17 protein-coding genes are annotated in these 22,538 nt (G+C 67.2%); 6 read left to right on the top strand and 11 right to left on the bottom strand.

What is annotated here, in order from left to right; genetic code table 11:
* Nucleotides 1-112 precede the first annotated feature (112 nt).
* The gene (locus LNV28_RS13620) at nt 113-1,258 is read right to left on the bottom strand and encodes an alpha/beta fold hydrolase (RefSeq protein ID WP_263519140.1); all 1,146 of its coding nucleotides are present in this window, start codon (nt 1,256-1,258) and stop codon (nt 113-115) included.
* A gap of 106 nt (nt 1,259-1,364) precedes the next feature.
* Between LNV28_RS13620 and LNV28_RS13615 the strand changes: the two genes are divergently transcribed.
* On the top strand, nt 1,365-2,282 hold the full coding sequence (locus LNV28_RS13615; protein WP_263519141.1) for a LysR substrate-binding domain-containing protein: 918 nt from the start codon (nt 1,365-1,367) through the stop codon (nt 2,280-2,282).
* A 23-nt stretch (nt 2,283-2,305) separates the two neighbouring features.
* Here the strand turns inward: LNV28_RS13615 and LNV28_RS13610 are convergent, their stop codons facing one another.
* The 4 genes from LNV28_RS13610 to LNV28_RS13595 form a co-directional block, all read right to left on the bottom strand.
* Complete coding sequence (locus tag LNV28_RS13610) at nt 2,306-3,904, bottom strand: oleate hydratase (protein ID WP_263519142.1); 1,599 nt, start codon at nt 3,902-3,904, stop codon at nt 2,306-2,308.
* 319 nt (nt 3,905-4,223) lie between these two features.
* The gene (locus LNV28_RS13605; protein WP_263519143.1) at nt 4,224-4,796 is read right to left on the bottom strand and encodes a Crp/Fnr family transcriptional regulator; all 573 of its coding nucleotides are present in this window, start codon (nt 4,794-4,796) and stop codon (nt 4,224-4,226) included.
* Between the two features lie 54 nt (nt 4,797-4,850).
* Complete coding sequence (locus LNV28_RS13600) at nt 4,851-5,963, bottom strand: calcium:cation antiporter (protein ID WP_263519144.1); 1,113 nt, start codon at nt 5,961-5,963, stop codon at nt 4,851-4,853.
* A gap of 64 nt (nt 5,964-6,027) precedes the next feature.
* Nucleotides 6,028-7,686 carry a magnesium transporter CorA family protein gene (locus tag LNV28_RS13595; protein WP_263519145.1) on the bottom strand — a complete coding sequence of 553 codons (1,659 nt, stop codon included), beginning with the start codon at nt 7,684-7,686 and terminating at the stop codon, nt 6,028-6,030.
* A 130-nt stretch (nt 7,687-7,816) separates the two neighbouring features.
* On the opposite strand from LNV28_RS13595, the gene LNV28_RS13590 reads away from it, so the two are divergent.
* Nucleotides 7,817-8,644 (top strand): hypothetical protein, encoded by an 828-nt coding sequence (locus LNV28_RS13590; RefSeq protein WP_263519146.1) that lies wholly within the window; start codon nt 7,817-7,819, stop codon nt 8,642-8,644.
* A gap of 22 nt (nt 8,645-8,666) precedes the next feature.
* On the opposite strand, the gene LNV28_RS13585 is transcribed toward LNV28_RS13590, so the two are convergent.
* From LNV28_RS13585 to LNV28_RS13565, 5 genes are all read right to left on the bottom strand, one after another.
* Entirely contained in the window at nt 8,667-9,896 is a 1,230-nt protein-coding gene (locus LNV28_RS13585) for a DUF5009 domain-containing protein (protein ID WP_263519147.1), read from the bottom strand.
* A 33-nt stretch (nt 9,897-9,929) separates the two neighbouring features.
* Nucleotides 9,930-12,611: a TonB-dependent receptor gene (locus tag LNV28_RS13580; RefSeq protein ID WP_263519148.1), complete on the bottom strand. Its 2,682-nt coding sequence runs from the start codon at nt 12,609-12,611 to the stop codon at nt 9,930-9,932.
* A gap of 132 nt (nt 12,612-12,743) precedes the next feature.
* Nucleotides 12,744-13,994: an MFS transporter gene (locus LNV28_RS13575; protein WP_263519149.1), complete on the bottom strand. Its 1,251-nt coding sequence runs from the start codon at nt 13,992-13,994 to the stop codon at nt 12,744-12,746.
* 29 nt (nt 13,995-14,023) lie between these two features.
* The gene (locus tag LNV28_RS13570) at nt 14,024-14,983 is read right to left on the bottom strand and encodes a carbohydrate kinase family protein (RefSeq protein ID WP_263519150.1); all 960 of its coding nucleotides are present in this window, start codon (nt 14,981-14,983) and stop codon (nt 14,024-14,026) included.
* A gap of 78 nt (nt 14,984-15,061) precedes the next feature.
* Nucleotides 15,062-16,312: an ROK family transcriptional regulator gene (locus tag LNV28_RS13565; protein ID WP_263519151.1), complete on the bottom strand. Its 1,251-nt coding sequence runs from the start codon at nt 16,310-16,312 to the stop codon at nt 15,062-15,064.
* Between the two features lie 206 nt (nt 16,313-16,518).
* On the opposite strand from LNV28_RS13565, the gene LNV28_RS13560 reads away from it, so the two are divergent.
* A complete protein-coding gene (locus LNV28_RS13560) occupies nt 16,519-18,402 on the top strand; it encodes a glycoside hydrolase family 9 protein (RefSeq protein WP_263519152.1) in 1,884 nt (627 codons plus the stop codon).
* A gap of 26 nt (nt 18,403-18,428) precedes the next feature.
* Here LNV28_RS13560 and LNV28_RS13555 read toward each other — a convergent pair whose 3' ends face one another.
* Nucleotides 18,429-19,364, bottom strand: a complete 936-nt coding sequence (locus LNV28_RS13555) for a LysR family transcriptional regulator (RefSeq protein WP_263519153.1) — start codon at nt 19,362-19,364, stop codon at nt 18,429-18,431.
* Between the two features lie 96 nt (nt 19,365-19,460).
* Here LNV28_RS13555 and LNV28_RS13550 point away from each other — a divergent pair, with 96 nt between their 5' ends.
* From LNV28_RS13550 to LNV28_RS13540, 3 genes are all read left to right on the top strand, one after another.
* Nucleotides 19,461-19,718, top strand: a complete 258-nt coding sequence (locus LNV28_RS13550) for a YjiS-like domain-containing protein (RefSeq protein WP_263519154.1) — start codon at nt 19,461-19,463, stop codon at nt 19,716-19,718.
* Complete coding sequence (locus LNV28_RS13545) at nt 19,684-21,198, top strand: AMP nucleosidase (protein WP_263519155.1); 1,515 nt, start codon at nt 19,684-19,686, stop codon at nt 21,196-21,198. The genes LNV28_RS13550 and LNV28_RS13545 overlap by 35 nt, the downstream gene beginning before the upstream one ends.
* 61 nt (nt 21,199-21,259) lie before the next feature.
* Complete coding sequence (locus LNV28_RS13540; protein ID WP_263519156.1) at nt 21,260-22,483, top strand: GGDEF domain-containing protein; 1,224 nt, start codon at nt 21,260-21,262, stop codon at nt 22,481-22,483.
* The last annotated feature ends 55 nt before the right edge of the window (nt 22,484-22,538 follow it).

The raw sequence follows: 22,538 nt of genomic DNA, 5'->3' as shown, positions 1-22,538 counted from the left end.
GGAGCGCAGGCTGCGGGCCAGGAGGTGGCCCCGACCCGCGCACGTCAATAGCGTGCCAGCCGCGCAAGTAGCGGCAGTTCCGGCCAGGGCTTCCGCCTGTGCGGCCCCGACTTCAGCGCGCCAGAAAGGCCTGCACCCGTCCGGCCCAGGCCGCCCCCTCTTCAATGAAGGGCCGGTGGCCGGAATGCTCGAACACCTCGCTCTCGGCCCGGGCCTGCGAGCCCAGGGCATCGCGCATCTCGTTCATCACCAGGGGCGGCGCCACCGGGTCGTAGCGGCCGGTCAGCAGCAGCGTGGGCGCCGTCACCGCCTTGAGCCGCGGCAGCAATTCCACGCCGACCAGGGTGCCGCCGACGCGGCGCTCCGGGTCGGGGCCCAGCATGGCGCGGTAGACATCCAGATTGAGGGCATCGCGCGGATCGCGGCTGGGCGCCGCCCGGGGGTGGCTGGCGGCGCGGTCGGCCCAGTACAAGGGCGAGAACGCGTCGCCGAGCAGGCGCTGCGCCTCGGCGCTACCGCTCAAACTGCCCTGCTCCCGCAGGGTTTGCAAGGCCTGCCAGCGCTCGGGCTCGTGGCGCTGCAGATGCGCTTCGAAGTGGTCGATCTGCGCCTGCCAGCTGCGCGCGCCATGCAAGGTGTTGCCCAGAATCAGATGGTCCACCGCCTGCGGGTAGCGGCTGGCATAGGCCTGCGCCACCAGGCCGCCGTAGGAATGGCCGTAGACCGCCAGCGTGCGCACGCCGAGGTGGCGGCGCAGGCGTTCGACATCTTCAGCATCGCGGTCCACGGTGTAGCGAGAGGCATCCGTCAGGCGGGCCGAGCGGCCCCGGCCGATATTGTCCAGCAGCACCACGGTATGCTCGCGCGCCAGCACGCGGAACCAGGGCCTCAGACCATGGCCGCTGCCACCGGGCCCGCCCGGCAGCACCACCAGCACCGGGCCCTGGCCCAGGCTGGTGTAGGCCAGCAGGCCATCGGGCGTGGAAAACTGATGCTCGGACCATTCGGCAGCAGCGGCGCCGCCATCCGCGGCCGAGCTCGCACCGGCAAGGCTGAGTACACGGCGATCACGCAGCGGCTGCAAGGAACTGGAAGCGGCCGGCACCGGCGGCATGGGCTTGAGCGCGCCCATCACTTCGCTGGGCGACCCGCTCGGCAGGCTGAAGACAAAACCCAGCGTCGCCATCAAGACGAGGCCCAGCAAGAGACTGCGCGAGTGCTTTTTGAGCGTGCGTGCGGCGACCTTCATATCCTTCATATTCATCTCCTGAACCCCGTGGAAGCCATGGCTGGGCATCCTAGGTTTTCAGCAAACCGATGAATAGCGCGAATTTCTGGCCGGATTGGACAGTTAAACTTTCCAGATGGTTTCAGCCGCCCGCCTGCCCTTGCAATACCTGGCCGCCTTCCGCGCCACCGCCCGCAGCGAAAACGTGCGCGCCGCGGCCGAACAGCTGCACCTCACGCACAGCGCCGTCAGCCAGCAGATCAAGTCCCTGGAGGCGCAGCTGGGCTACCCCTTGTTCGAGCGCCAGGGCCGCGGCATCCGCCTGAACGCCGCCGGCCGCGCCCTGCAGAACGCGCTCGAGCGCGCCTGGACCGAGCTGGAGCTGGGCCTGCGCGCGGCCAGCGCCGCCAGCGGCAGCGCCATGCAAAGCCTCAACATCACCTGCACGCCTTCGTTTGCGCAGCGCTGGCTGATCCCCCGCCTGGGCCGCTGGCAAGCGGCGAACCCCCATATCGTGCTCAAACTCTTCACCCTGCAAAGGGTGATCGATCTGGAGCAGGAGGGCTTTCACCTGGCCGTGCGCCAAGGCGTGGGCCCTTGGCCAGGCCTGGTCAACGAGGTGATGATGGAATCGCGCCAGATCGTGGTGGCAGCGCCCGCGCTTGCCCAGCGCCTGACGGGCGCGCCGCCTGCAGCACTGGCCGATGAACCCCTGCTGGGCGACGCCGAGCAGTGGACGCAGTGGTTCGCCCGCTGCGGCCTGGCCCGCCGGGTGCTGCCCAGCGCCAGCTTCAACGACGGAGGCCTGCTGGTGCAGGCCGCCGAGGCTGGCATGGGCGTGGCCCTGGTGCGCGAACTGCTGTCCGCCGATGCCTTGCTGGACGGCCGCCTGGTTCGCCTGCCTGGGCCGGCACTCGAGGGCGCAGTGCAGCGCCGCTATCACATCGTCTATCCGCCCGCCCTGAAGGACGAGCCCGCTCTGCGCACCCTGTGCAGGTGGCTGCATGAAGAAATGGCACGCTCGGCGCGGCAGCTGCAAGGGCTGGAGGCCTGAGCGGCCTCCAGAGCGCTAACAGCTCACTTCAGCGCCTTGACCAAGGCGTCCAGCTGCACCTTGAGCGAATGGTCGTGGCGCAAGATGGGCGGCACCGTGCGCGGCACATTCAGCAACTGGTAGACGGCCATCTGCGCCGCACGCACCGAGTATTCGACGGTGAAGACCACATCGTCCGGAATCTCAACGAACTGGCTGACAAAAGCCAGATTGCGCGAGTTCTTGGGCACCGGCAGCGGTCGGTCGCTGAGCGCGCGCGGCATGAACATGCTGGTGATGTAGGGCATGCGGCAGGGGATGCAGTTGGCCTGGGCTACGGCATCGAGATCGAAGCGCAGGTGACCGCAGAGCTCGCGCAGGATCTCTTCGCCCGTGCACTCGGACATGGGCTTGGCCACGAAATCACCGACACGATCCGGGAACAAGGCATAACCCCAGAACACCTGCACATCGGCCGGCTGGTTGGCAAAGTGCGGCTGGTGGGCCAGCACGATGGACATCAGCCAGTTCGAATCCTTGAAGGTCACCAGGCCGCCGGTGCCCGGCTCGTTGCCGCTGAAGGCGCGCATCTTGTCGAAGAAGGCCGTGTCCTTGAGCGTGACGGTGAAGGACTCCCACATGGACTCAGCGATGCTGCTGTTGAAGGCCGCCGGATTGCCGAACTCGGGCCGGCCCTGGGCCAGCTTTTCCCACAAGGCCCAGCCCTGGCTGTCGCGCTTGTTCAGCTGGGGCGGCGCGCTGTGCATGGAGCCCAGGCTGGAGGCATCGGTCATGGAGCCGTTCTGGAAAAACACCAGGTCCTGCGGGCCCAGCTCGATGCGCTCGGCCTGGCCGGCGCGCTGGCAGCAGATCGCGGTGACCTGGAACTGACCCTCGGTCTCGACATGTTCCAGATCGGTGACCTGGCAGTCCATCACGAAGTTCACGCCCTGCTCGCGCAGCCAGGCCTGCAGCGGCCGGACGAAAGAGTCGTACTGGTTGTAGACCGTGCGCTTGACGCCGCCCAGGGTTTCGATGCGCGAGAACTCCATCATGAAGCGATGCAGATAGCGCTTGAACTCGACGGCACTGTGCCAGGGCTGGAAAGCAAAGGTGGTGGCCCACATGAACCAGAACTCGGTTTCGAAGAAAGCGGGCGACAGCCAGTCGGTGATGGTGCTGGTGCCCAGCTCTTCTTCGCTGGCATTGGAGAGCTTGAGCAGCTCCAGGCGGTCGTGCATGGAAAAGCCCATGGACTCGACTGGCACCTTGGCGCGCTGTCGGTTGACCAGGCGGGCTTGCGAATGGGCCTTGTACTTCTCGTTGAAATCCAGGGTTTCGCCGAGCACGCTCTGGCCCGGGTGTTCCAGCGAGGGGATGGACTTGAACAGGTCCCAGGTGCACTCGTAGTTGTCGGTGGTCAGCATGCGGCCGCCGCGCAGCGAGTAGCCGCGCTCGGCATCGCCGGCGCCGTCCAGGCTGCCGCCCAGCAAGGGCAAGGCCTCCAGGACGTGGATCTGCGCGCCGGGCACGCCGGCGTCGCGGATCATGAAGGCCGCTGCGGCCATGGAGCCGATACCGCCGCCCAGCAGGAAGGCGCGGAAGGATGAATCAATGGGGCGGGTCGATTGAGGTGTGGTCATGGCAAAGCTCGCTTTCATATCAGGGGTGGCAGCAGATCCTTCAGGAATCCGCTGAACCTCACCGTTCGCCAGGGAAGCGGTGAAGGCATGGGCGTAGCTTGGCGCCGCCGAGGCGGCTGACAAATGATCCGGATCAATCGGCCCGGGTCGTGTGGCGGGGCTTTGACTTGGGTCAACCCGCGTGTTCACGGAGCCCGGTTTTCGTCGCGAGCGCTCGGCAGGCTAGGCGGCCGGAGCTGAAGGACCGGAACGTACTTCCTGTACGTGAGGATCCTGAAGCGAGGGCCAACGACGCATGGCGAGGGCGCAGCAGAAAACCTCAGCTTTTCAGACGCTTGCGGATGCGGCTCAAGGCCTCGGGCGTCACGCCCAGGTAATGGGCCAAGTCGCGCTGCTGCACCCGCTCGGCCAGGGCTGGCTGGCTGCGCAGAAAGGCCTGGTAGCGCTCATCGGGGCGCAGGGTCAGCAGTTCGCGCTCGCGCTGCTCCTTGCGCACGATGTGCCAGGCCAGCAACTGGCGGATGGCGCGCTGCCAGGCCGGGTGGCGCTCGGTCAGCGCATGCATGGCGGCAAAGTCCACCTGCTCGATCTGACAATCCTCCAGGGCCACGGCGGCATAGTCGGTCTTGCCACCGGCCACCAGCACATTGGGGCAGGCGAAAAAGTCGCCTTCGCCGATGAAGGACTTGATCCACTCCTCGCCCGCCTCATTGCTGTAGCTGAGCTTGACCACACCCTGGCGCAGCACATACACAAAAGGCTGCCACTGGCCGATGCTGAACACATCGTCGCCACGGGCGTAGTGGCCCAGGCGGTAGCCGGGCTCCAGCAAGGCCCAGTCAGGCAGGGGCGCGCCGGCGGCGCCTTCGAGAAGAAGTCGGGTTTGCTGCATCAATCAGAGAAAAAACACAAAGCACTCGGAAAGCGCGGACACCGCGCCCACCGATCAGGGCACGACGGCCAGGAAACAGAACACCGCAAACAGCACCAGGTGCACGGCACCTTGCAGCACCGTGGCGCGGCCGCTGCCCAGGGTCAGAGTGGCCACCACCACCGTCAGCAGGAACAGCACCATGCTGGTGTTGGACAGGCCCAGCACCAGGGGATAGGGGAAGAACAGGGACAGCAGGGCCACGGCCGGGATCGTCAGGCCGATGCTGGCCACGCCCGAGCCGAGGGCCAGGTTGAGGCTGGTCTGCAAGCGCTTGCGCAGAGCCGCTCGCACGGCGGCCACGGTCTCCGGCAGCAGCACCAGCAAGGCCACGATCACGCCCACCACAGACGGCGGCGCACCGGCCGCGCGCACGCCGGCCTCGATGCCCGGCGCCAACAGCTTGGCCAGGCCCACCACGCCGACCAGGCAGGCCAGCAGCAGCACGACGCTCCAAGCCGCCACGCCGGCCGAGGGGCGCTCTGCCGCCTGCTCCCCCTCTTCGGTTTCGATGGGCAGGAAGTACTCGCGGTGCCGCACCGTCTGCACAAAGACGAACGCGCCGTAGAGCACCAGGGACACCAAGCCGGCAAACATCAGCTGGGCGGTGGAAAAGGTCGGGCCCGGCGTGCTGGTGGTGAAGCTGGGCAGCACCAGAGTCAGGGTGGCCAGGGCCACCAGCACGGCCAGAGTCGGGCTGGTCGCCTCGACCCGGAAGGCCAGCACCTTGTGGCGCAGGCCGCCCAGCAGCAGGCACAGGCCGACCACCCCGTTGCAGACAATCATCAGGGCCGAGAACACCGTGTCGCGCGCCAGCGCATTCGAGCTCTCACCTCCGGCCAGCATCAGCGACACGATCAGCGCCACCTCGATCACGGTCACCGCCACGGCCAGCACCAGGGAGCCGAACGGTTCGCCCACGCGGTGCGCGACCACCTCGGCATGGTGCACGGCGGACAGCACCGCGGCCATCAAGAGCAAGGCTGGGGGCAGCATGGCCCAGCCGCCCATTTCTTGGCCCAGATGGCTGATGCCCCAGAGGCCCAACAAGGCCAGCACGGGCGAGACCAAGCACCAAGCGGGCAGGGCCGGCGGCAAACGAAACGGGGCGGCGGAAGTTCGGTTCATCGCGGGAGCATAAAGGCTGGTGAATTCACCAAGTCCGCGAGGCCCAAATGCGGGTCGATTTTCCTCAGCCCGGACCACTCCGCCAGACCGCGGCAAAGGCCCGCAACTTGTCCCAGGCGCTGAGGCGCTCGTCCGACAAGGCATCGAGAAAATCGGACAAGCGCTTGGACTTGACCATGGTGTAGACCGTCAGCGCCATCGTCACCGCAAGCACGCCGGCGAAGTAGCCCAGGCGCTCGGTCCAGGGCGCATCGGCCTCGGCCAGCAGGTTCATGCCGAGAAAGCCAGTGGTGATGGTGCCGACCAGGCCGAAGATGGTGACCACGGTCAGGCGCACCACGGTGTTGGCCTGGCGGCGGATGCTGTCGGTCTCCAGATAGGCGCTCATATCGGTGACGCGCTGCTTGACCTCGGCATGCAAGGCATCCAGCCCCAGGTGCTCGGCACACATGCGGAACAGCGCGCGGGACTGCGCCTGCTCGGCCACATCGTGGAACCAGTAGCGGTGGGTGAAGCGCAGAAAGCCCTCGAAGGCCGAGCGGATGGCGCGCTTGAAGCGGCGCACATTCTCCGGGTCTTGCACATTGAGCCGGCGCAGCGCCTCGACCAGGCGGTCGGAGAACATCAACAGCGCCGCCTTCTGAAAATGCGCAATCAAGAAGATCAGGAAATGCTGGTGCCGGAATTGGGCCAGCACGCCGCGGTCGCGACAGCTGAAGAATTCCGCATCGGCCCGCCCCACCACCACCAGGGCATGGCCGCTGCACAGATAGCGCGTCTGCGGCGCCGCACCACCATCGCTCCAGAAGCGGTCGTAGCAATAGCGCCGCTCGAAGTCGCTCAGATGATCTTCGCCATAAGGCAGGCTGCCCTCCTGCGCCACCGGGCCGGAACCGGTGACCAGGCCCAGGCGAACGAAGTCGCTGCGCGTCAAGGCGCGCGGCTCGTCCACCGCCAGGTAAGCCATCATGGGCATGCGGTAGTACTCGATCTGCCGGTAGCTGAGCGCGCCCGGCTGTGCCCGCGCCTCCTCGCTGGCATGGTTGAGCAGCGGGCGCAGCAACCAGTCCCAATGCGTGGCCAGACGCGGCGCACGGTGGCGGTGCACATGTTCGATGAAGCGCTCGCGCTCGCGGCTGTCGGAGCTGGACAAGACCAGCCCCTCGGCGTCCAGCCACTCGGCTTGCGCCAGGCAGTGCAGAGGCATGCCTTGCGCATCCCAGCCCGGCGGGTAGGCGCGGCCCAGGCGGTACATCAGCTCTTGCGCCTGGGCCAGGGCCAGATCGGAGCTGCTGACTTCCACATTCAGCAGCACCACGTCGACATCGAAGAAGAAATAGAGGTCGACATGGACCACCTCCAGCAGCAGCGGCGCGTCCTGTGGCCGGGTCTGCACGCGCAGCTGTTGGACGTCATGCCGGCGGAACACCTTCATGCCCGAGCCGGCTCCGCCCTCGGCACCCTCGCCGTAGAGAAAGCGCTGCACATAGGGCAGGAAGGTGACGAACTCCTGGTAGTGGCGCTCGTGGAAATTCTGCGGCCCGCCGGTGTATTCGTCGGCCACTTCGCGCCAGGGGCTGTCGGCCACGGCGGCCAGGCGCTCCCAGGGGCGGCGTGGCGCGCCGGGCGCATCGCCGATCGGCATCAGGCGCAGGGGCCAGAGCAGGATCTGGTGCAGACGTTGCACGCGCGGGCTGACGGCATTGTTTTCCGAAGCGGGCATGGCGGGGCTCGGGCAAGAACTGAAGCGCCATCATCGGCCGGCCAGCGCAGCCGTCAAGCGGCCATGAACCAGGGCTCCGCCCGCTTGTTTGGCGCTTGCCCACATCGCTTTAGCGTGCCACCATGACAAGATGATGACATTGACTGTCGCCGAATGGTGGACCCTGCTGAGCACGGTCGCCGCCTTCAACATCCTCGCCTGGCTGCTCTCCACCGCCTTGTTGCGACGCCGGCGAGCGGCCCTCAGCGACGAGGTGTTTCTGATGCGGCGCTGGCAGCTGCTGCTCTCGGCCGGCTATGTCTTCGGTTGCGCTTACCGCTCCTTTGTCCCGGTCTATGACGTGCCCCGCCTGGTCTTGCTGGACAGCTGGATGTCCAGCGTGCTGATCGGTCGCTCGGTGGCGACCGTGGCCGAGCTCTGCTTTGTGGCGCAGTGGGCGCTGATGTTGCGCGAGGTGTCCAAGGCCACCGGCAGCCGGGTCGGCCACCTGACCTCCTTCTGGATCGTGCCCTTGATCGCGGTGGCCGAAACCTGCTCCTGGTACTCGGTGCTGACCACGGCCAATATCGGCCATGTGATGGAGGAGTCGATCTGGGGCTTGTGCGCCGCCCTGCTGGTGCTCAGCTTGGTGGCCATCTGGCCGCGCTGCAGCCCGCGCCAGCGCCCGCTGCTGGCGGCCTGGTGCGTGGCCGGCGTGGTGTACGTGGCCTTCATGTTCATGGTGGACGTGCCCATGTACTGGGCTCGCTGGGTGGCCGATGAGCTGGCCGGCCGCCCCTATCTGAGCGTGAGCCAGGGCCTGATCGATGTGGCCGGCCGCTGGGTGGTGTCACACCGCCAGGAAGACTGGCAGGGCGAGATGCTCTGGATGTCGGCCTACTTCAGCGTCGCGGTCTGGATGAGCATTGCGCTGATCCATGCCCCGGTGCATCGCCCGGTACCGCAGGCGCTGCGCTGAATTCGCCACCACGCCTGCTCACTCAAATGCGCAGCCGCACGCCACGTGCGGCCAGCCACTTAACCGCAGCAGCCACGAGCAAGGCATAGACCAGGCCGAAGATCACCCCGCCCGGGCTGCGGCTGAACAGCTCAGGCCAGCTCCAGCCGACCAAGCCCATGGCGGCGCCGACGACGAAGGGGATCAAATAAGCCAGCAAGGGGTTGGCCGCCACTGGCTCCAGCAAGGCGGGCCACATGTTGCGGCCCCAGCCGTCCACCCACTGCGCCAGCGCCGCAAAGATCAACACGCAGGCCGCCGCGCTGTACAAAGCCCAGCTCGGCGTGGCCAGGATCTTGGAGACCTTGAACTCCGGCCGCAGCAGCGCCGCTGCCAGCGCCAGCAGCACCGCAAAAGCCAGGGCCCAGAGCCAAAGCCGCGCGCGATCCGTTTGGCTCCGGGTTCCATAAAACAGCAAGGCCGTGGCGCAGCCGCTGAGCACCAGGACCGCATGGGCGAAATGCCCGTTTTGGCTGAACAAGAGGGCCAAGCCCGGTGACGCCTGCACAGCGTCGAGCCAATGCAGCGTGGCATAGGCCGCGCTGAACACCAAGCCGAGCAGAACGCCGCCCAGACGACCACGCGCCAGCATATAGACCGCGCAGCCAATCAGGTAGGCCCAGCCGATCAAGCCCAGAATGCCCCACCACTGCGGGCTCATGCCGCTCTGCCCATCGGCGCCGCCGCGGTAGAGCCAGGCCAGCAGGGCAAACAGGCCCAGCCCGGCCCAACGCCAGGACCGCGCCAGCGCCGGCCCACCACGCAGCGAGCCCCAGACCCCAAAGGCCGCCAGGTAGATCAACAGGGTCCAGGCCGTGATGGGCAGCGGCATGGACGCTGCATGAAAGCCGCCCTCCGCATTGACCATGAAGACCCCGATCAAGACCAGGCCCAGCGCTCTTTGCAGCACCTGCAGTTGCAGCTGCACGGTGCTGTCGCCCAGGCGCTGGCGCTGCTGCAGGGCGAAAGGAATGGACATGCCGACAATGAAGAGAAAGGCCGGGAACACCGCATCGACAAAGCTCATGGCATCGGCATTCGCCGGCATGTGGCGCATCCAGGCGGGCAGGCCGGCGACCCCGCCCCAGGTGTTGACCGTGATCATCACCAGCACGGTAAGCGCCCGGAAGATGTCGATGGCGACGATGCGGCCCCCGCGCAGCGCGGGCCAGGAGGCGCTCGCGGGCGCCTCGTTGCTCTCAAGAACGGCCATGCCGGTGCTCCTCCTCAGGCCGGCTGTGCCGGCTCAGTATTCAATACCCACCCGAACGCCATACATGCGCGGATCGTTCCAAGTGCCCTTGACCCAGCCATCACCCGCCATCAAGGAGTTCTTGGTCATGGTGTTGCCCAGGTTGAGCGCATAGGCCTCAACATGCCATTGCTTGGGTGACACCAGCTTGATCGAGGCATCGACCTTGGTGTGCGCCTTCTGGGCATCCGAGATGTGGGCATTGTCCAGGTTGCGCAGGGTGAAGTACATCTTGTCTTGCCACTTGAGCGAAACCCAAGGCGTCAGCTTGTAGCCGCCGGCGAAGTTGAAGTCCTGCGAGAAGTTGAGGCCCAGGCTGTACTTGGGCGCCAGGGGCAGCTGGTTGCCGGTGATGTCGTAGATGGGGCGACCGAGCAGCGCTGGGTCGCTGCCTTCATAAGTCGGCGGGCAGGCCGGAGCACCCATCTGCGCGCGGTAGTCGCATTGCCAGGCATCGCTGAAGCTCGGGTAGTTCTTCATCTTGGTGCTGAGGTAAGAGAAGAAGCCGCCCAAGCGGGCGCCCGCCCAAGGCTTGTAGTCCAGCTCCAACTCCAGGCCCGCGATGTCCACCACGCCGACATTGACGGTCTGCCAGGTGCTGTGCAGATCGCAGCCCGGGTTGTCAGCCGGGCAAGGTGCCTCGGGCTTGAACTTGCTCATGAAGGCATCGCCGGTGACCTGCATGTCCTTGTACTTGCTGTAGAAGGCGGTGGCCGAGATGCTGAGACGATTGTTCAGCATCAAGCCCTTGTAGCCGAACTCTAGGTTGGTGACGGTCTCGGGTTTGTAGGGCAGGAAGGTGGTCTTGCCGGCGTAGGGTCCGATGCACTCGTGCTCCATGCAAAAGGTGTCCTTGTCGCCGAAGCCACCCGCTTTGTAGCCGGTGGCCAGCGAGGTGTAGACCATGTCCTTGGGCGTGATCTGGTTCATCAGGCCCAGGCGGTAGGTGACCTTCTTCCAGCTCTCGCTGTGGTCGTTGTGCGCGGGCTCACCGTAACCGGCATAGGCGCCCACGCCTGCGAATGCGCCCATCTCAGCCGTCAGGTCTTTGCTGGTGTGCGGGCGAAAGCCCTCGTGGCCGGGCAGGCCGGCCTCGTACTTGCCGTTGTAGTAAGCGCCGTCGGCCACGCCGTAGGAGCCGTAGTTGCGGCCGCCGATGTCGGTTTTCTTGTCCCAGCTGAAGCGGCCGCCGAGCGTGGCCGTCCAGGTCGGTGCAAATTTCCAGTCGGCCTGAGCAAACAGCGCCTTGGAATCAACCGGCCGGTTCGGCTGCGCGAAGTAGGCGCTGGTCGGCAGGCCGTAGGGGCCGCCCATCAGCATGTCCTGGGCGTAGTTGATCTGGTTCTTCTCGTGCATCCAGAAGGCGCCCAGCACGTATTGCAGGGTCTCGGTCTTCTGCTTGAACTGCAGCTCATGCACCGTCGAGATGTACTTGGAATCGATGGTGTTGGAGGAGTTGTCGTAGAAGGGGTAGATGCCCCAGCTCTCCTCGCCCGAGTGGTTGGGCACCTCGGCCGTGATCTGATTGGCCAGCGGGTGATAACCGGCATCGTCATCGGTCTGCTGGGAACGGCGCTGGTCAGCGTAGGCGAAGTTGTACTCCAGGGTGGAACTCTTGTTCAAATTCCAGACCAGGCCACCGCGCACGGTGTCGATGGACATGTCGATCTTGCCGGGCACATTGACCTTGGCATCCCATTTGCCGCCCGGGCAGGCAAAGGCCGTGCCCGCGGCCTGGTCGCAGTCCTTCATGGCCAGCTCGCCGGCGCCGGAGTTCTGGAACTTCTCGTAGGACAGGCTGCCTTCCAGATCGGAGCTGAACTTGGCGCGCGCCGTGATGCGGCCGGCCCACTCGTTCTTGTTGTAGTAGTAGTTCTTCTTGCTGACCTTGCTGTTGCGCCGCTGGTCGACATCGGGGATGCCATCGGGCTGCAGGCCATGCACCGGGTCGTAAACATCGGTGAAGTCCTGGCTTTGATTGATCCAGCCGTCGCGCGTGACCTTGCTGAAGGTGGCCCGCAAGGCCAGGGTGTCGCTCAGGCCGATGTTCTGCACCAGATTGAGTTGGCGCTTGTTGTAGTTGCCCAGGTCGAGCTCGGCCGTGCCGTAGGTCTCGCCAAACTCGGGCTTGGCCGGGATGATGTTGACGCTTCCGGCTGTGGAGTTGCGGCCGAACAGCGTGCCCTGCGGGCCGCGCAAGACTTCCACCTGCTCCAGGTCGAACATCAAGGCCATGGCGCCCTGCGGCCGCGGCGAGTAGAGGCCGCCCACATGCAGGCCCACGGCCGGGTCGCCGATCTCGGTGAAGTTGTTGGAGCTGACGCCGCGGATGCTGATCTGCACGCCCGAATCGGCACCGGTGGAAATCTGCAAATTGGGTACCGAGCCGCTGAGTCCGCGCACATCGGTCACGCCCTCGCGGGTGAGCTTATCCTGGGTGATGGCCGTCACCGCCACCGGGGTTTGCAGCAGACCGGTGCTGACGCGCGTGGCCGTCACCGTCACCAAGGGCAGTTCGTTCTTGTCCTGCGCCTTGCTGTCCTTGGCTTCAGCGCGGCTCGCGGCCGGCGCAGCGGCGCTGGCCTCCTGCGCGCGCGCCTGCTGCGCCAGGCAGCTCAGCGCTGCAGCGGCGGCCAGGGCCGTCAAGGTCAAACGGGTGGGGTGACGGGTCTTCATTCAAGGCTCCTGAATCGTTGTAGGGAGAAGAAGGACGTAGAGACAGACAAGCAGACAGAGACGAACCGGCTCATGCCGAGACGGCATGCGCAAGGAAGCAAGAAAAACTGGGAGAGAAGCTCGACGGCAGCGTCAGGGCTGCGCCGGTGTGGCCGGCGCTCGTCGTCGCGCCCGCTGCAAGAGTTCGGACAGCGGTAGCATCTGGTTGCTGACCAGAGGCCGTGCCCAGATCGACACGCTGAAGATATAGGCCAGGCTGAGAAACACGCTGCACATGGCCAGGCGCAGGCCGGTGGTCTCGGCCAGCTGACCCACCAGCATGGGCAGCACCGCGCCGCCCAGAATGCCCGTGCACAAGATGCCTGAGAAGGCGCCGTGGTGCAGGGGCACCGAGTTCAGCGCCAGCGAGAACAGCACCGAGAACATCACCGACAGGCAAAAGCCAGCCGCCGGAAAGGCCCACAGCGCCAGGCTCGCACTGCCAAACAGCGCGGCCGCCACACTGGCCATGGCCGCCAGCACGAACAGGGCCAGCACCCGGCGCGAGTCCATCAGCTTGAGCAGCAGCAGGCCCAGCAAGCAGCCCAGGGACATCAGGCCCCAGAACTGGCCCACCGCATCGGCGCCCTCGGCCGTGGCCGACAGGCCATGCTGGCTGCTGAGGAATTGCGACATCCAGTTCGCCAGGGTTTGCTCGGTGCCGACGTAGGCGACGATGGCCAGGAAGTAACACCACACATCAACCCGCCGCAGCAGCTCGCGGTAGGCCAACCAGCCGCCCATGCGCTCATCCTCGCGCAACTCCACCTGAGGCAGGGGCAGACGCTGATTGAGCAGCACCAGGGCGGCAAAGGCGAACACAAACGCCCAGTAGAAATCGACCCAGACCAGCGCGCCGGGATGGGCCGGCGGGCGCGCCATCAAGCGCTGGAAGACCCAGGGACTGATGAAGGACGCCAGGCCGAACACCAGCTGCCCCATCACCGAATAGAAAGCGAAATTCGCCTCGCCGCCGGCCGTGCGCATCAGCGGGTTGATCACCACCTGCAATAAGGCCATGCCCAGGCCGATCACGAACAGCCCGCCAATCACCACCGCATACACCGGCTGTAGCGCGATTGCCAGGGCACCGATCAGATTGAGGGCAAAGGCCAGGGCCAGCGTGAAGCGGGCGCCGCGTCGTTCGACCAGCAGGCCGCCGGGAATCGACACCAGACCGTAAGCGAGAAAGAAGGAAAAAGGCAGAAAGCCCGCCATCCCGAGGCTGAGATGGAAGTCCTCGATCAGCACCGGCATCAGCGGGCCGATCAGATTGGTCACGAAGGAGATCGCGAACCAGATCACCAGGATGTAGATGACGATGCCATGGCGCTGTTGTCTCATTCGGGCCTCCTCGGTCTTTCGGTCTAGCTTCAAGCCGGCTGGGCCAGCAGCAGTTCACGGAACTCGCCCGGCTGGATGCCCCGGCGCGGGAAGCGCGCCAGAACCGCCGAAGCCAATTGGCAAGCACAGGCCAGGGCCTGCTGCAGAGGGGCGCCGCGCAGGCAGGCGGCCAGGTAGCCGGCGTTGAAGCTGTCGCCGGCGCCGATGGTGTCAAACACTTCAGCCGCCTCGGCAGTTTGGCGCAAGCGCTGCGAGCCCCGCGCCGCCAAGGCGCCGCGCGATCCAGCTTTGACGACCAAGGTGCCACCCGGCGGCAGATGGGCCTGCAAGATGCGAATGGCCTGATCGACATCCTCGATCCCTGCCAGCTGGCGGACCTCGAGCTCATTGAGCAGCAGGTGATCGCAGTCCGGCAGCCAAGCCAGCACCTCGGCCCGGACGGCCTCCGTCCAGCCCTCGCTGGGCCAGCCGGTGTCCAGCGCCAGCTGGTAGCCACGGGCGCGCAGCTCGGCAAGCAGCTGCGGGTAGTGCGGGCGCAGGCGCGGCAGCAGGAACACGCCGGTCAGCAAGGCGATGCTGCCCGGTGCAGCGGCCGGCACGCGCTCCAGCACCTGCTCCAGGCTGAAGGCGGCCAGATGGCCTTCGGTGGTGAAGAAATTGCGCTCGCTGCAGCGGTGCATCAGGCCGACCGAGACGGTGGAAGCCACCTCGCAGACCGCCAGGCGGGCATCCACGCCCTCGAACTGCGCGCTCAGCCAGCGGCCAAAGTCGTCATCCCCCACGGCCGACACCAAGCGTGCCGGCGCGCCCAGGTGGCGCAGGGCCAGCACGGCGTTGCCGGCCGAGCCACCGGCGCGCAGCTCGCTGCGCGGCAGCACCAGCTCGGTGCCCAGCTCCGGCCATTGATCGAGCATGCCCATGACGAGATCGACGCCGATGTCGCCGATGGCGCAGATGAGAGGGGACGAAGAAGAGGTGTTGCGATCCATGGGGCGCGACTATAGGTCGGCCCGAATCGCCTCGTCAATAATTAAATCCAATGGATGTGTTTATTTTTCATCGCCGCTTCAGCCACCCCAGCGGCCGCCGCTGCGGTGCCCCAGCAGCTCGGCCACATCGGCATCCGGGCGGCGGTCCTGTTGCACGGTTTCCAGCCGTGGCGAGAGCATTTCGTAGATCGGCAACACGGCCGCCCCGAGGATGGAGCTGTCACCCTGGCGCTCCGACAGCAAGAGGCGCAGATCCGGATCACCGACGCCGCCGCGCACCGAACGACGCAGGGGCTGCGCGGCGGCCAGCAAGCGCTCGACCAGCACTTTGGGCGCCCCGCCGCCGATGACGATGGCGCGCGGATCCAGCATGTTCTCGATCATGCAGATGGCGTCGCGCAGGCGCTCACCGGCCTGCTGGCACCAGGCCTTGACGACCGCATCGGCCGGGTCCGCCAGCCGCGCCAAGAGCTCGGGCGCGCGCAGCTGCGGGTCGCTCAGGCCCAGGGCCTCGGCCAAGGCATGCATGGAGACATAACGCTCCAGACAGCCGGAATTGCCGCAGTAGCAAGGCAGACCGCCGGGCACCACCGGCACATGGCCGATCTCGGTGGCATTGCCATTGGTGCCGCGGTAGGCATTGCGGTTCACCACCAGGGCGCCGCCCAGGCCCAGGCCCAGGTGCAGGTAAAAGAAGTTGTCCAGGGACTGGGCCACGCCGAACAGGGTCTCGCCCAGGGCGCCGGCCACGCTGTCGACGCTGTAGAACAGGGGCAGCCGGGCGGCATCGCGCAGCTCGTCCAGCAAGGACAGATCGGCCCAGCCCTCCATGGCCGTGGGGCCGAGGAAGCTGATGTCGGTGGCGCCCAGCGGCCCCGGCAGGGCCACGCCGATGCCCCAGAGCCGCTCACGCGTGCCTTTGCGCAGCTGCAGCACCTGGGCCAGCATGGCAGCCAGCAGGTTTTGCCGGTGGCTGGTGTCCAGCTCGATCTCGCTGCGCTCCAGCACATCACCGACCAGATTGACCCGCGCCGCCGACACACGCCCGGGCTCCAGGCTGACGCCGATGGCATGACCGCCTTCCGGGTTCAGCTCAAAGGCAATCGGCGGCTGGCCGCGCGTCTTGTCCACTTTCTGCCGGCGCGAGACGATCAGGCCGATGGACTCCAGATCGTTGGTGATATTGGCCACGGTCTGCGGGCTCAGCGAGACCATGTCGGCAATGTCCTTGCGCGAGGCCGCGCCCTGCTGGCGGATGAAGTCCAAGACGACCCGGCGGTTGTAAGGAGCACTGGATTGCTGGGTGGCGCCGCGGCCTATGGTTCGCATGGATTCAAGTCCTCGTGATGTCGCTGAAATCATAAGCCAGGGGGCCCGGGCGGCCGTTCGGCGCCTGCCCCACTGAGCTCATCCTTCATTTTATTACTTCTAGTGGTTGTATGTATTGACGATCGCAGCCCGGGTCGCTATGGTCCGCCGGGCATTCCACCCCTTTCCCAATCATCCCCACCCGCTTCGATTCACGAGCCACGCCCATGCATCAGCCATCTCCCCCGCACCCCGCCTGTCCCTGCCCGCGTCGGCGCGCCCTCTGGCTGGCGGCCACCGGCCTGAGTCTGGGCTTGCTCGGCAGCGCCAACGGCGCCCCGAGCGCCAAGGTCGAAGGCCTGGTGCGTTTGCCCCGGGCCGCGCTGCAGGTGCAGATCAACCAGGTGGGGCTGGACAGCTTGGGGCCCAAGGTGGCCGTGGTCAGCTCGGCCGGCCGCGCCAGCAGCGGGCGCTACCGCGTGCTGCGCGAGGGCCGGGTGCAGACCGAAGGGCCGCTCAGCGCCCTGCCCGCTTTCGAGGCCTGGACGCCGGGGCGTCAACACTTCCAGGTCGACTTTTCAGCGTTGACGGCGCCCGGCCGCTACCAGGTCGAGGTGTGGGTCGGCGGCCAGCATGTGCGCTCGGCCACGGTGCAGGTGGAGCCGCAAGCCCTGTTCCGCCAGACGGCCGGGGCCTTGCTGGACTACTTCCGCCAGTCGCGCCACCTCGATGAAGGCGATCGCCGCCGCCGCATCTTTGAGACCGACCGTGTCGTCGATGTCTGGGGCGGCTGGCGCGATGCCGGTGGCGACACCGGCAAATACCTGTCCCACCTCGGCTACGCCAACTTCTTCAACCCGCAACAAGCCCCCATGGCCGCGTGGGTGCTGGCCCACAGCGCCCATGAATCGGCCGGTCTGTTCGCCCGCGCCGGCCTGCTGCGCCAGGCCCAGGATGAGGCCTTCTGGGGCGCCGACTACCTGCACCGCGTGCTGGACGAAGAGGGCTACTTCTACACCACCGTCTTCGACCGCTGGGGCGCCGCCGATGCCGAACGCATGGTGGTGGGCTACGAGGGCGAGGACGGCGTCTACACCCGAGGCTACCGCAGCGCCTTCCGCGCCGGCGGCGGCCTGGCCATCGCCGCGCTGGCGCGTGCCGCCTTGCTGGCCGAGAGCAGCGGGCGCCAGGGCGAGTTCAGCGGCGCCACTTACTTGGCCGATGCGCGCCGGGCCTTCAGCCATCTGCAAACCTTCGGCCGCAGCTACTGCGCCAACGGCCAGGAGAACCTGATCGACGACTACAGCGCCCTGCTCGCAGCGGTGGAACTACTGCGCGCCACTGGCGACGCCGAGTACCTGCAAGCCGCGCGCGAACGCGCCGCGCAGATGCTGCAGCGGCAGGACGGCGAAGGCCATTTCTACAGCGATGCCGTGGGTCAGCGCCCGCATTACCACGCGGTCGAGGCTGGCCTGCCCTTGATCAGCCTCAGCCACTACCTGAGCATCGAGCCCGAGGCCGCAAGGCAAGCTTCTGTGCGGCAAGCCTTGGGCCGTGCGCTGGACGCGCAGCAGCGTCTGGACCAGGCCGTGGCCAACCCCTACGGCTACGCCCGCCAGCGCTTCCGCCTGGCCGCAGCAGGCGGAACACCCGGCCCCATCCAGAGCGGTTTCTTCATGCCGCACCGCAATGAAACCGGCTACTGGTGGCAGGGCGAGAGCGCCCGCCTGGCGTCCCTAAGCACAGCCGCCGTGCTGGCCGGACGGGCACTGGAGCCATCGGCCGTGCCCGCCGGAAGCGCCAACTTCGGCATCCGTGCCGACCTGGCCCGCAGCGCCCAGGCGCAGCTGGACTGGATCCTGGGCCGCAACCCCTACGGCATCTCCATGCTCTACGGCTTTGGTGCGCGCAACCCGCCAGCAGCCCCCAGCAGCGCGGGCGTGATGCTGCGCGGCGGTGTGTCCAACGGCATCACCGGCGCGCCGGACAGCGAGGCCGGCGGGGGCCTGGCCTTTGCCAATGGCCCGAGCGAAGACCAGTGGCGCTGGAACGAGCAATGGCTGCCGCACAGCGCCTGGCTGCTGCTGGCGGCGGTGACGCTGGCCCGCTGAAGGGACCCGCCCAAGAAACGCGCCCCTCAGGCCTGAGCAAAAGCCCGCAACACCTCCAGCACCGGCGCCGCGCCGGGCGGCAGCATGGCCTCGTCGGCATGGACCAGGGCCAGCTCGCGGCTCAGCGGCGGGTTCAGGGGGCGCAGCTGCATGCGCTCCTGGCCGACCAGGCGGGTCAGACGTTCGGCTTCCGGCTCACTCTCCAGCGGCAGCAGGGCCGCGCCGTAGCCGGCCGCCACCAGGCTCTTCATCGCCTCGGTGAAATTGAGCTCGATGCGGGCGCTGGGGTTGAAGCCGGCCTGACCGAACCAGGCCATGGTCATACGGTACATCTGGGTGCTGCTGTCGTTGAAGATCAGCGGCTTGTCGGCCAGCCAGGCCGGGTCCAGCTGCGCGGGCGCCTCCCAGTCGGCCGGCAGAAAAGCCACCATGGGATCGCGCCGCCAGGGCGTGCAGCGCAGGCCGGTGCCGCCGGGCAAGGGCAAGGTGACCAGGCCGATGTCCAGGCGCCCGGCATCGAGCCGCGCCAAAGTGTCGGCCGAGCCCAGCACGCTGAGCTCCACATCGATGCCCGGATGCTGCTGAGCCAGCGCCTCCAGCACCTGCGGCAGCAGATGCACGACCACACCGGTGGCCGTGCCCAGGCGCACCCGCCCAACCAGGCCGCGCGCATGGCGGCGCACCTGGGCCTCGGCGTCCTCGGCATCGCGCAAGAGCTGACGGCCGCGCTGCACCAGCTCCTGGCCGGCAGGGGTCAGGCTCAGCCCAGCGGCCCGCGCATCGGCGCGCGGCGCGCCTTTGCGGCGCAGCAGCAGTGTGGCGTCGAGGCGCGATTCCAGCTCGCTGATGTGCAGGCTCACCGTCGGCGGCGCCAGGTGCAGGGCCTGGGCGGCGGCGGCAAAACTGCCCAGGTCGGCGATTGCCACCAAGGTGCGGATCTGGTCCAGGCTCAGGCATCGCATCAGTTTTCCTGATCTTTCCAATCAGTTCATTCAACTTTTCAAACCATACCTCAAAACCCAAGATGGCAACCACTCGCAACCCACACGGTGAACGCCATGAGCTCCAAGCCTTTCTCTCTGCTCCCACAAACCCTGCTGCGCATGCTGAAACAAAGCCAGCAAGCCCGCCGCGCACGGGCCGAGCTGCGCGAGATGGATGGTCGGGCGCTGAACGATCTGGCCCTGGGTCGCGGAGAGGTCGAGGCTGTCCTGGCCGGGGCCACAATCAAGGCCGATGGCGCAGCGCCTCGGCCGCGCCCAACCCGCCCGACACTGCCTCATGGACTCACTGTTCTTCGCGCCCCAGACCTTTGACCAGGCCGCCCCGGCCCTGGCCTATGTGCAGCAGATCTACCAGGCCGGCTTGCAGCAGTTGCGCCGCGCGCTGCAGGACTTTCTCGCCGGCCAGGACATCGCCCCGGTGCGCGCCTGCTACCCCCTGTTGCGCCTGCGCGTGGGCAGCAGCGCGCGCGAGCAGCGCCAGGTGTCGCGCCTGGCCTACGGCTTTGTGGCCGGCCCCGGCGTTTACGAGACGACGCTGACCCGCCCCGAGCTGTTTGCGCGCTACTACCTGGAACAGTTCGAGCTGCTGCTGCAGAACCACGGCGTGGAGCTGGAGGTTTGCAGCAGCAAGCAGCCCATCCCCCTGCACTTCGCGCTCGACGAGCAGGCCAGCCTGGACAGCCAGCTGGCGCCCGAGCGCCGCCGCCTGCTGCGCAGCCTGTTCGATTTCCCCGAGCTGGCCGATATGGACGACGGCATCGCCAACGGCACGCAGGAGCTGCCACCCGGTGCGCCCCAGCCCCTGGCCCTGTTCACCGCGCCGCGGGTGGATTACTCCCTGCACCGCCTGCGCCACTACACCGGCACCAGCCCCGAGCACTTCCAGAACTTCGTGCTCTTCACCAACTACCAGTTCTACATCGACGAGTTCGTCAAGCTGGGCCTGGCGCTGATGCGCGAGCGGCCCGACCCAAACCGCCCGCATGAGCTGGACGACTGCATCGCCCTGGTCGAGCCGGGCAACCGCATCACGCGCCGCGTGGGCCTGAGCGCCGAGGACGCCGATGCCCTGGGCCAGTTGCCGCCGCGCCTGCCGCAGATGCCGGCCTATCACCTGATCCGGCGCGACCGCAGCGGCATCAGCCTGATCAATATTGGCGTCGGCCCGGCCAATGCCAAGACCATCACCGACCATGTGGCCGTGCTGCGCCCGCATGCCTGGCTGATGCTGGGCCACTGCGCCGGCCTGCGCAACAGCCAGCAGCTGGGCGACTATGTGCTGGCCCATGCCTATGTGCGCGAGGACCATGTGCTGGACGAAGACCTGCCGCTGTGGGTGCCCATCCCGCCCCTGGCCGAGGTGCAGGTGGCGCTGGAAACCGCCGTGGCCGACATCACCCAGCTCAGCGGCCTGGAGCTCAAGCGCCTGCTGCGCACCGGCACGGTGGCCTCCACCGACAACCGCAACTGGGAGCTGCTGCCCAAGACCCGCCACGGCGGCCCCGAGCGCCGCTTCAGCCAGAGCCGGGCCGTGGCCCTGGACATGGAAAGCGCCACCATCGCCGCCAACGGCCTGCGCCTGCGCGTGCCCTACGGCACCCTGCTCTGCGTCAGCGACAAGCCCCTGCACGGCGAGATCAAGCTGCCCGGCATGGCCGACCAGTTCTATCGTGCCCGCGTCGACCAGCATCTGCAGATCGGCCTGCGTGCCGTCGAGCTGCTGCGCCAGGGCTCGGCCGCGCAGCTGCACAGCCGCAAGCTGCGCAGCTTTGCCGAGGTGGCCTTCCAGTAGAGAATCCATCAAGCCGCCCTGCGTCCATTGCAAGCGACAAGAACAACCAGAGCCCGCCACCATGCTGTTTGACAACCCCACGCTGTTCAATGTGCTGCTGGTGCAGGCCCTGGCTGCGGCCCTCCTGTTCTTGGCCTTGAGTGGCTGGCGCAGCGGCCCGGCCACGCGCTGGGCCCAGGCCTGCATGGGTGCGAACGCGCTCGGCTGGCTGCTGATCGAGGCCAGCGTCAATCAGCCCGAGCTGGCGCGCGGCCTGCAAACCCTCGCCATGGTGGCCTTCAGCGCCAGCCTCAGCGCCCTTTGGTGGGCTTTGCAGCTCTGGCTGCTGCGCCGTCGGGGCCTCTGGCTGATGGCAGCGGCGCCGGTGTTGCTGGGCCTGGGCTATGGCATTCACTTTCATGACAGCGTGAGCTTCCGTCTGGCCTGGAGCCAGGCCTGGCTGGGCCTGCAATGCCTGATGCTGACCTTGAGCCTGGCCCTGCCGCGGCCGCCGCAGGAGCTGCACCCAGACATGAGCGCGACCGCAGCCGAACTGCAGCCCAGCAGTGTCAGCCTGCGCTGGCGCGCACTGCTGCTGTCTGCCATCGTGCCGATCGGCCTGATCTGCCTGCTGCGTGCTGCCTTGACGGCTGTGGGCCTGCAAGATGCCAGCAGCCTGGCCAATCTGCATCTGGCCGGCGCGGCCAACAGCCTGCTCGGACTGACCGTGCACTGGAGCCTGACGGCCGGCCTGCTGGGCCTGGTGCTGGCTTGGCGCGGCGAGGCGGAGGCTGAGCTGGCTCGCCTGGCCCAGACCGACAGCTTGACCGGCCTGGCCGACGCCCGCGCCTTCGCGGCCCGCTCGGTGGCGCTGATCTCCATGGCGCGCCGGCACCAGGAGCCGCTGGCCCTCGTGCTGCTGGACTTGGACCATTTGAAGGCGATCAACGCCAGCCACGGCAATGAAGGTGGCGACCGCGCCCTGGCCCTGTTCGGCAGCTGCATCCAAGCGCAGATGCGGCTCGGCGACCTGGCCGGGCGCATCGGCCCTGAAGAGTTCGGCGTGCTGATGGCGCGCTGCGACGCCCAGGGCCCTGAGGCCCTCGATGCGCGCTTGCGCACCGCCCTGGCGCAGCGTGCACCAGCGGAGCTCGGTTTCGAGCTGGCCTACAGCGGCGGATGGGCCAAGCTGAGGCATGGCGACCGTGACATCGAAGACCTCAAACGCCGCGCCGAAACTGCGCTGTATGAGGCCAAGCGCGGCGGCCGCGCCCATCTGCAGGCCGAGCCCGGTCTACAAGACTGATTTCGCGAGGCCTGGCACGCCGCTTGCATGCAAGCAGGACAAACCCAGGGGATCA

The organism is Paucibacter sp. DJ2R-2, from assembly GCF_025717675.1.
Classification (GTDB): domain Bacteria; phylum Pseudomonadota; class Gammaproteobacteria; order Burkholderiales; family Burkholderiaceae_C; genus Paucibacter_A.
This window is presented reverse-complemented; position numbering and strand designations above follow the sequence as displayed.